At 67.2% G+C, this 13,032-nt stretch carries 14 protein-coding genes; 8 read left to right on the forward strand and 6 right to left on the reverse strand.

What is annotated here, in order from left to right:
* The first annotated feature begins 174 nt into the window (after positions 1-174).
* From recA to CK625_RS05650, 3 genes are all read left to right on the forward strand, one after another.
* The gene (gene recA / locus CK625_RS05640; RefSeq protein WP_095539315.1) at positions 175-1,248 is read left to right on the forward strand and encodes a recombinase RecA; all 1,074 of its coding nucleotides are present in this window, start codon (positions 175-177) and stop codon (positions 1,246-1,248) included.
* Positions 1,248-1,952, forward strand: a complete 705-nt coding sequence (recX, locus tag CK625_RS05645) for a recombination regulator RecX (RefSeq protein WP_095539316.1) — start codon at positions 1,248-1,250, stop codon at positions 1,950-1,952. Before recA ends, recX begins: the two co-directional genes overlap by 1 nt.
* Before the next feature lie 93 nt (positions 1,953-2,045).
* Positions 2,046-2,360, forward strand: coding sequence for a hypothetical protein (locus tag CK625_RS05650; protein WP_095539317.1), 315 nt, complete (start codon positions 2,046-2,048; stop codon positions 2,358-2,360).
* 112 nt (positions 2,361-2,472) lie between these two features.
* Here CK625_RS05650 and CK625_RS05655 read toward each other — a convergent pair whose 3' ends face one another.
* The 4 genes from CK625_RS05655 to CK625_RS13635 all read right to left on the reverse strand — a co-directional run bounded on the left by CK625_RS05655 (position 2,473) and on the right by CK625_RS13635 (position 4,814).
* On the reverse strand, positions 2,473-3,294 hold the full coding sequence (locus CK625_RS05655; protein WP_238945538.1) for an exosortase H-associated membrane protein: 822 nt from the start codon (positions 3,292-3,294) through the stop codon (positions 2,473-2,475).
* On the reverse strand, positions 3,287-3,847 hold the full coding sequence (xrtH, locus tag CK625_RS05660; protein ID WP_095539318.1) for an exosortase H: 561 nt from the start codon (positions 3,845-3,847) through the stop codon (positions 3,287-3,289). Before xrtH ends, CK625_RS05655 begins: the two co-directional genes overlap by 8 nt.
* 206 nt (positions 3,848-4,053) lie before the next feature.
* Positions 4,054-4,407, reverse strand: a complete 354-nt coding sequence (locus tag CK625_RS05665) for an RNA recognition motif domain-containing protein (protein ID WP_095539319.1) — start codon at positions 4,405-4,407, stop codon at positions 4,054-4,056.
* An 11-nt stretch (positions 4,408-4,418) separates the two neighbouring features.
* A complete protein-coding gene (locus CK625_RS13635; RefSeq protein ID WP_143326194.1) occupies positions 4,419-4,814 on the reverse strand; it encodes a hypothetical protein in 396 nt (131 codons plus the stop codon).
* Between the two features lie 75 nt (positions 4,815-4,889).
* Here CK625_RS13635 and metX point away from each other — a divergent pair, with 75 nt between their 5' ends.
* From metX to CK625_RS05685, 4 genes are read left to right on the forward strand one after another with little or no spacing between them, the layout of a single operon-like run.
* Positions 4,890-6,032 carry a homoserine O-succinyltransferase MetX gene (metX, locus tag CK625_RS05670; protein WP_095539320.1) on the forward strand — a complete coding sequence of 381 codons (1,143 nt, stop codon included), beginning with the start codon at positions 4,890-4,892 and terminating at the stop codon, positions 6,030-6,032.
* The gene (metW, locus tag CK625_RS05675) at positions 6,029-6,610 is read left to right on the forward strand and encodes a methionine biosynthesis protein MetW (protein WP_095539321.1); all 582 of its coding nucleotides are present in this window, start codon (positions 6,029-6,031) and stop codon (positions 6,608-6,610) included. Before metX ends, metW begins: the two co-directional genes overlap by 4 nt.
* Before the next feature lie 40 nt (positions 6,611-6,650).
* Positions 6,651-7,517: a hydroxypyruvate isomerase family protein gene (locus CK625_RS05680; protein WP_095539322.1), complete on the forward strand. Its 867-nt coding sequence runs from the start codon at positions 6,651-6,653 to the stop codon at positions 7,515-7,517.
* A gap of 56 nt (positions 7,518-7,573) precedes the next feature.
* Positions 7,574-8,575 carry an NUDIX hydrolase gene (locus tag CK625_RS05685; RefSeq protein ID WP_095539323.1) on the forward strand — a complete coding sequence of 334 codons (1,002 nt, stop codon included), beginning with the start codon at positions 7,574-7,576 and terminating at the stop codon, positions 8,573-8,575.
* A gap of 24 nt (positions 8,576-8,599) precedes the next feature.
* Here the strand turns inward: CK625_RS05685 and CK625_RS05690 are convergent, their stop codons facing one another.
* Complete coding sequence (locus CK625_RS05690) at positions 8,600-10,120, reverse strand: sodium:solute symporter family protein (protein ID WP_095539324.1); 1,521 nt, start codon at positions 10,118-10,120, stop codon at positions 8,600-8,602.
* 353 nt (positions 10,121-10,473) lie between these two features.
* Between CK625_RS05690 and CK625_RS05695 the strand changes: the two genes are divergently transcribed.
* Positions 10,474-11,421: an ornithine cyclodeaminase family protein gene (locus CK625_RS05695; RefSeq protein WP_095539325.1), complete on the forward strand. Its 948-nt coding sequence runs from the start codon at positions 10,474-10,476 to the stop codon at positions 11,419-11,421.
* A 33-nt stretch (positions 11,422-11,454) separates the two neighbouring features.
* Here CK625_RS05695 and CK625_RS05700 read toward each other — a convergent pair whose 3' ends face one another.
* Positions 11,455-12,957, reverse strand: coding sequence for a helicase HerA-like domain-containing protein (locus CK625_RS05700; RefSeq protein ID WP_095539326.1), 1,503 nt, complete (start codon positions 12,955-12,957; stop codon positions 11,455-11,457).
* Between the last annotated feature and the right edge of the window lie 75 nt (positions 12,958-13,032).

Consider the following 13,032-nt stretch of genomic DNA (forward strand, 5'->3'; position numbering starts at 1 on the left):
CATTTGATTGATATTTACCCGATTCAAATCTGGGGGCATTGATGCCGCGTCTGGGCATATAGACATGCAAACTGACCAAAAAATTAGCTCATTTTCAGGATCGCTCCTCTACACTGGCGAGCCATTGGCACACACCCATTTTTGTTTCGTCCGTTTACGCAAAGGAATCACACCATGAACGCAAGTACCGCCAATTCAGAGAAGGCCAAGGCGCTGCAGGCGGCGCTGGCGCAGATCGAAAAGCAGTTCGGCAAGGGCACCATCATGCGCCTGGGCGAGGAAGAAGCCGCGCAGGACATTCAGGTTGTCTCCACCGGCTCGCTGGGCCTGGATGTGGCGCTAGGCGTGGGCGGGCTGCCGCGCGGGCGCGTGATCGAGATTTACGGGCCCGAGTCCTCGGGCAAGACCACGCTGACGCTGCAGGTCATTGCGGAGATGCAAAAGCTCGGCGGCACCTGCGCCTTCGTCGATGCCGAGCACGCGCTGGATGTGCAGTACGCGGGCAAGCTGGGCGTGCAGGTCAAGGATTTGCTCATTTCCCAGCCGGACACGGGCGAGCAGGCGCTGGAGGTGGTGGACAGCCTGGTGCGCTCGGGCGCGGTCGATCTGGTGGTGGTCGATTCGGTGGCCGCGCTGACGCCCAGGGCCGAGATTGAGGGCGACATGGGCGATGCGCTGCCGGGCCTGCAGGCGCGGCTGATGAGCCAGGCGCTGCGCAAGCTCACGGCCACCATCAAGAAGACCAATTGCATGGTGATTTTCATCAACCAGATCCGCATGAAGATCGGCGTGATGTTCGGCAGCCCCGAGACCACCACCGGCGGCAATGCGCTGAAGTTCTACGCCAGCGTGCGCCTGGACATCCGCCGCACCGGCGCCATCAAGAAGGGCGATGAGGTCATCGGCAACGAAACCAAGGTCAAGGTGGTGAAGAACAAGGTCTCGCCGCCGTTCAAGACGGCGCAGTTCGACATCATGTTCGGCAGCGGCATCTCGCGCGAGGGCGAGATCATCGACATGGGCGTGCTGGGCCGCATCGTGGACAAATCCGGCGCCTGGTATTCCTACAACGGCGAGAAGATCGGCCAGGGGCGCGACAACGCCAAAGCCTTCCTGAAAGAGAACCCGGAGCTGGCGCGCGAGATCGAGAACAAGATCCGAGGCAATCTGGGCGTCGTGGCGGCCAACATGGGCACGGCCGAGCTGCCCGATGGCGTGGACGAAGACGGCGTGCTGCAGGACGAGTGATGCCCAAGCCCACGACGCGGCGCGCCACGCAAGGCCCAGCGGCCCAGCCCAGGCCCGTGGCCGACTGGCTGCACCAGGCCGAGCCCGACGCGCGTGCGCCGCAGTCGCCTGAGGCCGCAGCGCCGCAGCGCACCGCACGCAACGCAAGCGCAGCCAACGCCGAAGCCAGGCCTGCCATGGCCCAGGCCGCGCCCGCCGAAGCCAGCCCCACAGACGGCCGAGCCAAACGGCGCACTGCGCCGTCGCTGGGCGCACGCGCCTTGCGCGCCCTGGCGCGGCGCGAATACGGCACGCAAGAGCTGCGCCGCAAGCTGGCCCCCCATGCCGAGCACGCCGCAGAGCTCGATGCGCTGCTGCAATCGCTGCAGGCCAAGGGTTTGCTCAGCGATGCGCGCGCGGCGGCCTCCATGGCGCGGCAAAAGGCATCGCGCTATGGCAGCGCCCGCATTCAGCGCGATCTGCTGGCCAAGGGCCTGGAGCGGGAGCTGGTGCAAAGCACGCTGGCGGATTTGCAACAGGATGAATGGCAGCGCGCGCAGGCCATCTGGCAGGCCAGATTCGGCGCACAGGACATGAGCGCGCTGGATGCGCCGCAGCGCCAGAAGCTGCGCGCCAAGCAGGCCCGCTTCATGCTGGCGCGGGGTTTTCCCATGGACATGGTGCGCAAGCTGCTGGATCGGCACGATTCAGGCCAGTTCCAATAGCCACTGCCGTACACTGCGCAGCAGCCGCTGCGAGAAGGTCTGCACGAATCGCAGCGGCCGACTTCAACACAACTTGCACCGAGGGGACTTTCCATGCGCACTCGCCTTTTTCCCATCGCCCTGGCATTGGCCGCGGCCGCTGCTGCCACTGCCTGCGGCGAAAAAAATGCCATGCCCGCAGAATGCCAGGCCTATCTGGACAAAACCCAGGCCTGCATGGGCAAGCTCGGCAATGACCCGCAACTGGCCGCGATGCAAAAGCAACTGCAGCAGCAAATGGAAGAGCAGAAAAAACAGCTCAATGAAGAGCTCAAGAAGATGAGCAAGAAGGAGCTGGAGAACATGCGCCAGTCCTGCCAACAGCTCAACAGCCAGCTCAGCACCATGTTCAACCAGCTCGGTTGCTGAGAACCTGCCCTGAGCACCTGCCCTGAAAACCCGTTCTGGGCACGTCAGACCCACACAAACCCAAGCCCGGCATGAACGCGATGCCGGGCTTTTTTTCAGGGCCAGCGCCTGCTCACGCCCTCGGCGCGGTAAAGCGCTGCACGATGACTTCGTTGAAGAAGCGTCGATCCAGCCACAGCCAGACCAGAATCGGCACCAGGGTGGGCACGATCAGGGTGCCCAGCTGGAAGCCGTACACAATGGCCTCGACCTGCCAGGGGCTCACGCGCAGCAGTGCGTAGTCGATCTGCGCGGCCACGATGATCTCCTTGAGGATGTAGAACACCACCGTGAAGGCCTGGAACGGCAACAGCAGGCAATAGCCCGCCAGGGCCTTGCGCCACAGCCCGGGCTGGCGCGCGGCCAGCAGCAAAGCCAGAAAAATGGCCAGGCCATAGGCATAGCGCGAGGGGTCGGCCTCCAGCAAAACCTGCGCGTGGCGGCCCTGCGATTCGGGCACAGGCACGGCAATGCCGGTCTCCACCAGCACATGCCCTGCCCCGCCATCGCCTTGCTCGGCCTGGGCATGGCCGATGACCTGCGCCTTGCTCACCCAGACCGGCGCGCCCAGCTCCAGGGCCGTGGCGGCCATGAGGCTGACGGGGTAGGACGTCCAGGGTTTGACGAACATCCACACGGCGATGAGCACGGCCATCCAGGCAAATGCCTTGGCCGCAAACACGGGCATGCGCACCGGCTTGCTGCGCACCGCTGGCTGGGCCGCAGGCGGCGCAATTGCAGGCGCCGGCGCGACTGCCGCAGCGGGCGCTGGCGGCCGGGCCGGGCGCGCCGAGCGCTCGGGCAAGGTGGCTGCCGAGGAGGTGGAAATCTGCGTGGCCGCTGGCGCTGACGCAGCGGCCGCTGGCGGGGGCGGGGGTGTGGTGGTCTCAGGCATGGACGAGCTCACCGGGGTTGCCGCCGCCGCCCGGCGGCGGGGTGGTGCTGCCCACGTCATCGCCGGCATCATCCGCCGGGCGCTGCAGGCTGCGCACCCACAGCAGCCAGACGATGAGCACGTCGATCATGATCAGCGCCTGCCACAGGTACTCGTGCGCGAACTTGAACACCGCCTCATCCCACTGCCCCAGGTAGAACAGGCTGATGACGCGCACCACATTGACCGCCTGAACGGCCACAAAGCCCAGCACGATGCCCACCAGCTTGGCGCGCCAGCTCGAAGGGTAGGCCATGATGGCGGAGAACAGCACGATGCAGGCCTCAACGCCGTTGCAGCCAGGCTCGATGGAAACGCCAAAGCCTGTGCTGGGGTTCCACAGCACCTTGCCGGAGGCCATGGCGGTGGCGTCGAAGGTCGTGACCAGGTAGGCGCACATCTGCGCCAGCAGCGAAGTCCAGGGCAAAACCACGGTCTGCTGCACGCTGTTGAGCATGTTCAGGCCGAACAGCAACAGCTGCAACAGGACGAAGATCAAAAAGAAACGCTTCATGGTGTGAGGGCTGCGCCACTGGCTGCCTGCCAGCGGGCGGAGATTGCGGCAAAAAGAGCGCCGCCATCCTAGCGCAAGATGCCGGGCCAGGCCATCAGGCCCGGCCCCATGCCTGCCAATGAAAAACCGGCCCAGGGGCCGGTTGGTTCAGCGGGGCCGAGGCGATCAATCCATGACCTTCTCGACTACCCCTTAACTACTTCGATTCAATAGCCGCCGTCCTGGCTGCCGCCACGCGGGCCGTTGCCGTAGGGGCTGCGCAGGCCGCCTTCGCGGCGATTGCCGCCAAAGCCATTGCGCGGCGGGCGCGGCTCCAGCGGGCGGGCCTCATTGACAACCACGCTGCGCCCGCCCATGGATTGGCCATTCATGGCGTTGATGGCGGCCTGGGCTTCGGCGTCGCTGCCCATTTCCACAAAGCCAAAGCCTTTGGAGCGGCCTGTGTCGCGCTCCATCATCACCTTGGCGCTGACGACTGTGCCGTATGGGCTGAAAGTCTGCTCGAGCTCCTCATCGCGAACAGAATACGGCAGATTGCCAACGTAAAGCTTGTTGCCCATTACGGACTCCTTCAAAAGATTTTCTCAAGCGATGGGGCCCCGGAGCCGCATGAGCGAACATCTCTTGAACTGCGCACGAAACCATCAAACACCGCATACCGATTCAGGCTTTGCAGCCCGCAGCCATTATCACTGACAAACACTTGAAAGCCCCTGGCCGCGGCACTGCACCAATCAGGAAAAACACTGCTTTTTCGCGCTTGCAGCGGGTTTTTTGGTAACCATGCGTATCCACGGCGGCCAGTTAAAAATTGATTGCCAATTGCCGCTGCGATCGGCGCAGTCAATGCGCCTGCGATTTCACCGCGCGCCGCAGCCTGGCGGGCAGGTGCAAAGCTGCTATAGTCGCCCTTCGATGCGCTGATTTGCAACGCTTGCGGGCGCTTTACAAATACTGCTAAAGACATGGCCCGTGCAATGTGAGCGCATCCCAACGACAGCCGGCTTGTTTTTAGCAAGCCGGCTTTTTGTTTTCTTGCACCATGACCTTCATCGCCCAGCCGCAGTCCATGGCGTTTGCCCGGCCGCTGCCGCTCCAGAGCGGGCAGCGCCTGGAGCGCTACACCCTGGCTTATGAGACCTACGGCCAGCTCAACGCCCAGCGCAGCAATGCGGTGCTGATCTGCCATGCGCTCAATGCCTCGCACCATGTGGCGGGCATGTATGAGGGCCAGCCCAAGAGCGCGGGCTGGTGGGACAACATGATCGGCCCGGGCAAGCCCGTCGATACCAACCGCTTTTTCGTCATCGGCATCAACAACCTGGGCTCGTGCTTTGGCTCAACCGGGCCGATGCACACCAACCCGGCCACGGGCAAGGCCTGGGGCGCGGATTTTCCCGTCGTCACGGTGGAGGACTGGGTCGATGCACAGGCGCGCCTGCTCGACGCGCTGGGCATCGAGCAGCTGGCCGCCGTCATGGGCGGCAGCCTGGGGGGCATGCAGGCGCTGTCGTGGACGCTGCAATACCCGCAGCGCATGCGCCACGCGGTGGTGATTGCCAGCGCGCCGAACCTGACGGCCGAGAACATCGCCTTCAACGAGGTGGCGCGCCGCGCCATCGTCACCGACCCGGACTTCCACGGCGGGCATTTCTACGAGCACGGCGTCGTGCCGCGGCGCGGGCTGCGCATTGCGCGCATGGTCGGGCACATCACCTATCTGTCCGACGACGTGATGAACCAGAAATTCGGCCGCCAGCTGCGCGATGGGCTGGACGTGCGCTACAGCACGCAGGACATCGAGTTCCAGATCGAGAGCTACCTGCGCCACCAGGCCGACAAGTTCAGCGAATACTTTGACGCCAACACCTATTTGCTCATCACCCGCGCGCTGGACTATTTCGATCCGGCGCGCGCCTTCGATGGCCAGCTCAGCGCCGCGCTGGCGCGCGCGCAGGCCAAGTTTCTGGTCATCAGCTTCACCACCGACTGGCGCTTTTCGCCAGCGCGCAGCCGCGAGATCGTGCAGGCCCTGCTGGACAACCAGCGCGACGTGAGCTACGCCAAGATCAACGCGCCGCACGGCCACGACGCCTTTTTGCTCGACGATGCGCGCTACCACAGCCTGGTGGCGGCCTATTTCAACCGCATCGCCGGCGAGCTCGCGCAGGAGGGGCAGCCATGAGCGACAACCACACCATGGCCGCCATTGCCGCGCTGGTGCCGGCCGGCTCGCGCGTGCTGGACCTGGGCTGCGGCGACGGCGCGCTGCTCGAATACCTGCAGAAAGAGCGCGGCTGCAGCGGCTACGGCGTCGAACTCGACGACGCCAAGCTGCTGGCCTGCGCGCGCCGCGGCGTGAATGTGCTGCAGATGAACCTGGATCGCGGCCTGTCCATCTTCGCCGACGACAGCTTCGACGTGGTGCTGCAGATCGACACCTTCCAGCACCTGCACAATGCCGAGACCATGCTGCAGGAGACCGTGCGCGTGGGCCGCGCCGGCATCATCGCCTTCCCCAACTTCGCGCACTGGGCCAACCGCCTCTCGGTGCTGCGCGGGCGCATGCCGGTGACGCGGCGCATGCCCTACCAGTGGTACGACACGCCCAACATCCGCGTGGGCACGTTCAAGGATTTCGAGATCCTGGCGCGCAAGCACCAGCTGCGCATCCGCGACGCCTTCGGCCTGCGCGCCGGCCAGCCGGTGCGCACGCTGGTCAACCTGCGCGCCACCACCGCCGTGTTCCACCTGGAACGCTGAATGCGCCCGCACCGGGCCGCACAAGACCCAGCCAACGCCCATGCCCCGCCTGGCCGCCAATCTGAGCTTTCTGTACCAGGAACTGCCCTTCGAGGCGCGCCTGGCCGCTGCCGCGCAGGATGGCTTTGGCGGGGTGGAGTTTTTGTCCCCCTACGAATGGGAGCCCGGCTGGCTGGCCGAGCAACTGCGCGCGCATGGGCTGCAGCAGGTGCTGTTCAACGCCCCGGCCGGCGGCGGCACACTGGCGGCGGTGCGCAGCGCCTGGGCCGAAGGCTGGCGCGGCACGGCCAGCCTGCCGGGCGCGCAGCGCCAGTTCGAATACGGCATCGAGCTGGCGCTGGACTACGCCCAGGCGCTGGGCTGCAGCCGCATCCACGTCATGTCCGGCGCGCACCCGGCCCAGCTCGCGCATGGCGGCAGCCTGCGCCAGCAATGGCTGCGCCGGCTGGGCTGGGCCGCCGAGCGCGCCGCCAGGCGGCACAGCCCCGGCGCGGCGCCCATCGTGCTGCTGATCGAGGCCATCAACCAGCAGGACATGCCCGGCTACTGGCTGCACACCCAGCAGCAGGCGCTGGCGGCGCTGCAAGAGATCGGCCACCCCCACCTGGGCCTGCAGCTGGACCTCTACCACTGCCAGATGACCGAGGGCGATGCCCAGGCCCAGCTGCTGCGCGGCCTGGGCAGCGGCCTGCTGCGCCATGTGCAAATCGCCGCCGTGCCCGGCCGCTGCGAGCCCGATGCCGGCGCCGTCGACGGGCCGGCGCTGCTGCGCCAGCTCGACGCCGCGGGCTACGGCGGCTGGGTCGGGCTGGAATACCGCCCGCGCAGCAGCACGCGCGCCGGGCTGGGCTGGGCCGCGCCGTGGCTGCGGCCCGGCGGCAGCGGCGCAGCGGGGCCGCAGCCATGACGGCAGGGCGCGCCAGGCCCGCACCGCCGGGGCCACCAACGCCCGCCGCGCCGCGCATGCCTGCGGCGCCTGCGGCCTCGCACGCCATGCAGGTCGAGCTGGTGGCAGTGCTGGTGGCCGTGGCCGACGGCCAGCCGCGCATCATGACCACCGGGCACGGCCAGTCGCTGCCCTGCGGGCCATTCACCGTCACGCACCGCTCGCTGCAACAGGGCATGCGCGCCTGGATCGAATCCGAAACCCTGCACCCCATCGGCTACATCGAGCAGCTCTACACCTTTGCCGACCTGGGCCGACTGCAGGCCCAGGCCGACGCGGCCAGCGGCATGGCCGCCGCCGCGCCCGATGCCCGGCACGTGGCCATCAGCTACCTGGGGCTGACGCGCGAGCTGGCCACGCAGGCCGGCTCGCTCAACGCCGCGGCCGAGCACGCCGCCTGGCGCAACTGGTACGACTACTTCCCCTGGGAGGACTGCCGCAGCGAGTGGGCGCTGGCGCTGCAGCAGCGCATCGCCGCCGCGCTGCATGCCTGGTGCGCCAGCGCGCCCGATGGCCCCGCGCGGCAGGCGCGCCAGCAGCGCGTGGACAGCGCCTTTGGCCTGGGGCCCATGCCGTGGAACGAGGATTTCGTGCTGCAACGCTACGAGTTGCTCTACGAGGCCGGCCTGGTGGCCGAGGCGCAGCGCAGCAGCCTGGTGCAGGCCGACTCCGCGCCGCTGCCGGGCCTGGCGATGCGCTTTGACCACCGGCGCATTCTGGCCACCGGCATGGCGCGGCTGCGCGCCAAGCTCAAGTACCGGCCCGTGGTGTTCGAGCTCATGCCCGAGCACTTCACGCTGCTGCAACTGCAGCAGGCGGCCGAGGCCATCACCGGCCGCTGGCTGCACAAGCAGAACTTCCGCCGCCTGGTCGAGCAGCAGCAACTGATTGAGGAAACCGGCGCCATGGCGCTGGGCCATGCCGGGCGGCCGGCCAAGCTGTTTCGCTTCCGCAGCGGCGTCACGCTCGAGCGCGCCATTGCGGGCACCAAGCTGCCCGTGGCCTCCGGCCTGCCCTGAGCGCCTGCCAGGCCCGTCAGTCCATCAGGCCGGCAGCGGGCTGGCCGCGTCGAGTTGGTGCGGCTTTTCCTTGGTGTCGGCGATGAACTGCGGCATCAGCGAGCCCACGACCATCGCCACGGCCGCGCCGACCACGCCCGCCAGCTGCTGGGGCACCAGCTCGCCAAAGGCCGCCAGGGCGGCGATCAGGGCATTGGCGCCCCAGGTCTCGGGGTAGCTGGCCGCCAGCAGGCCCGACAGCGCAATCGCCCCCCAGACCAGGATGCCGAATACCACCGACAGCACCGCCCCCTGCGTGGTGGCGCGCTGCCAGTACAGGCCAAAGACCAGCGGCACGAAAGCGCCCACCAGCGGCAGCTGGTAGGCCTCGGCCACCAGCTCGTAAATGGACTTGCCCTCCATGGTCAGCGCATAGACCAGCACCATGACGGTGAACACCGGCACGCTCAGGCGCATGGCCTTGAGGGTTTGCGCATCGCTCATGCCCGGCTTGATGTTGCGCAGGATGTTTTCCACGAAAGTGGTCGAAGGCGCCAGCAGCGTGGAGGCCGTGGTCGAGGTAATGGCCGAGAGCAGCGCGCCAAAGAACGCCACCTGCAGCAGCATCGGCATGTGCTCAAGCACCAGCGTGGGCAGCACGTACTGCACGTCCTTGTCGATGATGGCCTGCACATTGGGAAGAATCAGCACCGCCGCCGTGGCGATGAACATGGGCACGAAGCCGAAGACGATGTAGAAAGTGCCGCCGATGATGGGCCCGCGCACGGCCGCATCGGCATTGTTGGCGGCCATGACGCGCTGGAACACGTCCTGCTGCGGAATGGAGCCCAGCATCATGGTGATGAGCGAGGCAATGAAGAACAGCCAGCCGCGCCCGTCGCCCCAATCGGGGAACATCTTGAACTTGCCCTCGCTGGCGGCGTAGTCGATCACGCGCGCTGCGCCGCCGGCCAGATCGGCGGCGTACCAGGCCACGGCCAGCAGGCCCAGCACGATGACGATCATCTGGATGGTGTCGGTCAGCGCCACCGACCACATGCCGCCGTACATGGTGTAGACCAGCACCACGGCTGTGCCAATCACCATGCCCCAGAAGAAGCTGATCGCGCCCGCCGAGAGCATGTTGAACACCAGCCCCAGCGCCGTGATCTGCGCCGCCACCCAGCCCAGATAGCTGAAGATGATGATCAGCGAGCACACCACCTCGATGCCCTTGCCGAAACGCTGGCGGTAGTAATCGGCCAGCGTCAGCAGGGTTTTCTGGTAGAGCTTGCGGGCGAAGAACATGCCCACCAGCACCAGGCACAGGCCGGCGCCGAACGGGTCTTTCACCACGGCGGCCAGGCCGCCATCGACGAACTCGGCCGACACGCCCAGCACCAGCTCCGAGCCGAACCAGGTGGCAAAGGTCACGATGGCCACCATGCTCAGGGGCAGGTGGCGCCCGGCCAGGGCGTAATCCGTGGTGTTGTTCACGCGCCGCGCCGCCCACAGGCCGATGCCGACCGAGACCAGCAGATACAGGACGATGAAGGTGATCAGCATGGCGCAGCACTCCCAGGCGATTCACGAACCTGCGCGGCAGCGCCACCCAACGGCGACCGCGCAAGACAGCAAAAAGGCCGGCTGCGCCCTCTGACCCGCCCCTTATGGCGCCGGCCCAGCCGCCCCGACCATCCCCACCCATCCCTGCCCGGCCCTGCGCCTGGCAGGGATGGAATACTGCGCACGGGCCGCTCGGCCCGTGCGCAGAGGGCGGCATTATCGAGCAATTTGTTTATTTGGCGCAGACAAAAATTCACCTTGGGCAGGCCGGGCCGCACGGCCCAAGGCCCAACCAAGCCAAAGACAGGTTCGGTTCTAATGACAAGCCATCACTGAACCACCGGAAAACCGCCATGCACATCTTCACCGCCGAAGCCACCGCCGCCGCCCTGCCCTTTGAACAGCTGGTGCCCGCGCTGCGCGCGGCCTTTTGTGGGCCGATCACCGTGCCGCAGCGCCACATCCACCCCATCGGCGAGCCGGCCCAGGGCACGACGCTGATCATGCCCGCCTGGGATCTGCAGGCCGGCTTCATGGGCATCAAGATCGTCAACGTCTTCCCCGCCAACGCCCAGCGCGGCCTGCCCGGGCTGCACGCCAATTACCTGCTCTACGACGCCCACACCGGCGTGCCGCTGGCGCTGATGGATGGCGATGTCATCACCGCGCGGCGCACGGCAGCGGCAGCGGCGCTGGGCGCGGCCTTTCTGGCGCGCGAGGACGCCGCGCACCTGCTGGTGCTGGGCGCGGGCCGCGTGGCCAGCATGCTGCCGGCAGCCTTTGCCGCCGTGCGCCCGATTGCCCGCGTCAGCGTCTGGAACCACCGCCCCGAGGGCGCGCAGCGCCTGGCCGCGCAGTGGCGCGAGCAGGGCTGGGACGCCCAGGCCGTGACTGAGCTGGCCCAAGCCGTGCCTGCGGCCGACATCGTCAGCTGCGCCACGCTGTCGCAGGCGGCGCTGGTTCAGCCGCAATGGCTGGCGCCGGGCGCACACCTGGACTTGATCGGCAGCTTCACGCCCGCCATGCAAGAGGCCGCACCGGGCTGCCTGGCGCAGGCGCGGGTGTTCGTCGATACCGACGAGGCGCTGCAAAAAGCCGGCGACCTGCTGCGCGCCATCGAGGCTGGCGTCTGGCGGCGCGAGGCCCTGCAGGGCGATTTGTTCCAGCTCTGCCGCGGCAGCTGCACGGGCCGCGCCAGCGCCAGCGAGCGCACCGTCTTCAAGGCCGTGGGCAATGCGCTCGAAGACCTGGCCGCCGCGCAGCTGGTCTGGGCGGCGCGACCAGCGGCAACCGGCGCGTGAGCGCCTCGACCGTGGCGGGGCGTCGGCTGCGCCTCATCGCCGCCCCTTGCCGCCGCCCAGCAGGCCGCCGAGCACGCCGCGCAGCAGCTCACGGCCCATGCGGTTGGCCTGCGAGCGCACCGAGGACTTGATGACCGATTGCACCAGGCCATCCTTTTTGCCGCCGCGCGGGCCGGTGCTGCCGAACAGGAATTCATTGACCATGCCGGCCACGCCGCCGCCTTGCTGGGCCGCGGCCTCGGCGGCCTGCTGGGCCTGCTCGGCGCGCTGCTTGAGCACTTCGTAGGCCGATTCGCGGTCCACGGCCTGCTCATAGACGCCGGCGACCAGCGATTGCGCCATGAGCTGCTGGCGCTGCGCCGCCGTGATGGGGCCCAGCAGGCTGCCCGGCGGCACAACGAAGGCGCGCTCGGTGATGCCTGGGCTGCCCTTGGCGTCGAGCAGGCTCACCAGCGCCTCGCCCACGGCCAGCTCGGTGATGGCTTTCTCGATGTCCAGCCCCGGCTTGGCGCGCATGGTCTGGGCCGTGGCGCGCACGGCCTTTTGATCGCGCGGCGTGAAGGCGCGCAGCGCGTGCTGCACGCGGTTGCCCAGCTGCGCCAGCACGCTGTCGGGGATGTCGGCCGGGTTTTGCGTCACGAAGTACACGCCCACGCCCTTGGAGCGAATCAGCCGCACCACCAGCTCGATGCGCTCGAGCAGCACCTTGGGCGCGTCGTTGAACAGCAGATGCGCCTCGTCGAAGAAGAACACCAGCTTGGGCTTGTCGGCATCGCCCACCTCGGGCAGGTGCTCGAACAGCTCCGAGAGCATCCACAGCAAAAAGGTCGCATACAGGCGCGGCGCGTTCATCAGCTGCTCGGCCGCCAGAACGTTCACGTAGCCATGGCCGTTGGCATCGGTCTGCATGAAGTCGGCAATGTCCAGCATGGGCTCGCCGAAGAACTGGTCGGCGCCCTGCTCCTCGATCTGCAGCAGCGCGCGCTGGATGGCACCCACGCTGGCGGCGCTGATATTGCCGTAAGTGGTGCGGTACTGCGCGGCGTTGTCGCTGACGTGCTGCAGCATGGCGCGCAGGTCCTTCAAATCCAGCAGCAGCAAGCCGGCCTCGTCGGCCACGCGAAAGGCAATGCTCAAAATGCCGCTTTGCGTCTCGTTCAGGCCCAACATGCGCGCCAGCAACAGCGGCCCCATGTCCGAGATCGTCGCCCGCACCGGGTGGCCGCTGCGGCCGAACACGTCCCAGAACATCACGGGCGCGGCCTGGGGCTGGGGCGGCGCAATGCCGCGCTGCGCCAGGATGGCGGCCATTTTCTCGCCCACCTGGCCCGGCTGGCTGATGCCCGACAGATCGCCTTTGACATCGGCCATGAACACCGGCACGCCGATTTGCGAGAACTGCTCGGCCAGCGCCTGCAGCGTGACGGTCTTGCCCGTGCCCGTGGCGCCGGTGATCAGGCCATGGCGGTTGGCCAGTGCAGGCAGCAGCAGGCAGTCGGTCTGGGCATTCTTGGCAATCAAGAGCGGCTCGCTCATGCGGTACTCCAACAGTGGATGGAAAGGGCCGGCCAATTGTATGTATGCAGGCCTGGCGCAAGGTGCAACAGAAAA

Origin of the sequence: Vandammella animalimorsus, from assembly GCF_002285265.1 — a bacterium.
Classification (GTDB): Bacteria; Pseudomonadota; Gammaproteobacteria; order Burkholderiales; family Burkholderiaceae_C; genus Lampropedia.

What these genes read in the sequence shown, in the direction of transcription:
- CK625_RS05690 (WP_095539324.1), bottom strand. Translation starts at nt 10,120, where the DNA reads ATGCTGATCACCTTCATCGTCCTGTATCTGCTGGTCTCGGTCGGCATC.
- recA (WP_095539315.1), top strand. Translation starts at nt 175, where the DNA reads ATGAACGCAAGTACCGCCAATTCAGAGAAGGCCAAGGCGCTGCAGGCG.
- metX (WP_095539320.1), top strand. Translation starts at nt 4,890, where the DNA reads ATGACCTTCATCGCCCAGCCGCAGTCCATGGCGTTTGCCCGGCCGCTG.
- xrtH (WP_095539318.1), bottom strand. Translation starts at nt 3,847, where the DNA reads ATGAAGCGTTTCTTTTTGATCTTCGTCCTGTTGCAGCTGTTGCTGTTC.
- CK625_RS05680 (WP_095539322.1), top strand. Translation starts at nt 6,651, where the DNA reads ATGCCCCGCCTGGCCGCCAATCTGAGCTTTCTGTACCAGGAACTGCCC.
- CK625_RS05685 (WP_095539323.1), top strand. Translation starts at nt 7,574, where the DNA reads ATGCCTGCGGCGCCTGCGGCCTCGCACGCCATGCAGGTCGAGCTGGTG.
- metW (WP_095539321.1), top strand. Translation starts at nt 6,029, where the DNA reads ATGAGCGACAACCACACCATGGCCGCCATTGCCGCGCTGGTGCCGGCC.
- CK625_RS05700 (WP_095539326.1), bottom strand. Translation starts at nt 12,957, where the DNA reads ATGAGCGAGCCGCTCTTGATTGCCAAGAATGCCCAGACCGACTGCCTG.
- CK625_RS13635 (WP_143326194.1), bottom strand. Translation starts at nt 4,814, where the DNA reads ATGTCTTTAGCAGTATTTGTAAAGCGCCCGCAAGCGTTGCAAATCAGC.
- CK625_RS05695 (WP_095539325.1), top strand. Translation starts at nt 10,474, where the DNA reads ATGCACATCTTCACCGCCGAAGCCACCGCCGCCGCCCTGCCCTTTGAA.
- CK625_RS05650 (WP_095539317.1), top strand. Translation starts at nt 2,046, where the DNA reads ATGCGCACTCGCCTTTTTCCCATCGCCCTGGCATTGGCCGCGGCCGCT.
- CK625_RS05655 (WP_238945538.1), bottom strand. Translation starts at nt 3,294, where the DNA reads ATGCCTGAGACCACCACACCCCCGCCCCCGCCAGCGGCCGCTGCGTCA.
- recX (WP_095539316.1), top strand. Translation starts at nt 1,248, where the DNA reads ATGCCCAAGCCCACGACGCGGCGCGCCACGCAAGGCCCAGCGGCCCAG.
- CK625_RS05665 (WP_095539319.1), bottom strand. Translation starts at nt 4,407, where the DNA reads ATGGGCAACAAGCTTTACGTTGGCAATCTGCCGTATTCTGTTCGCGAT.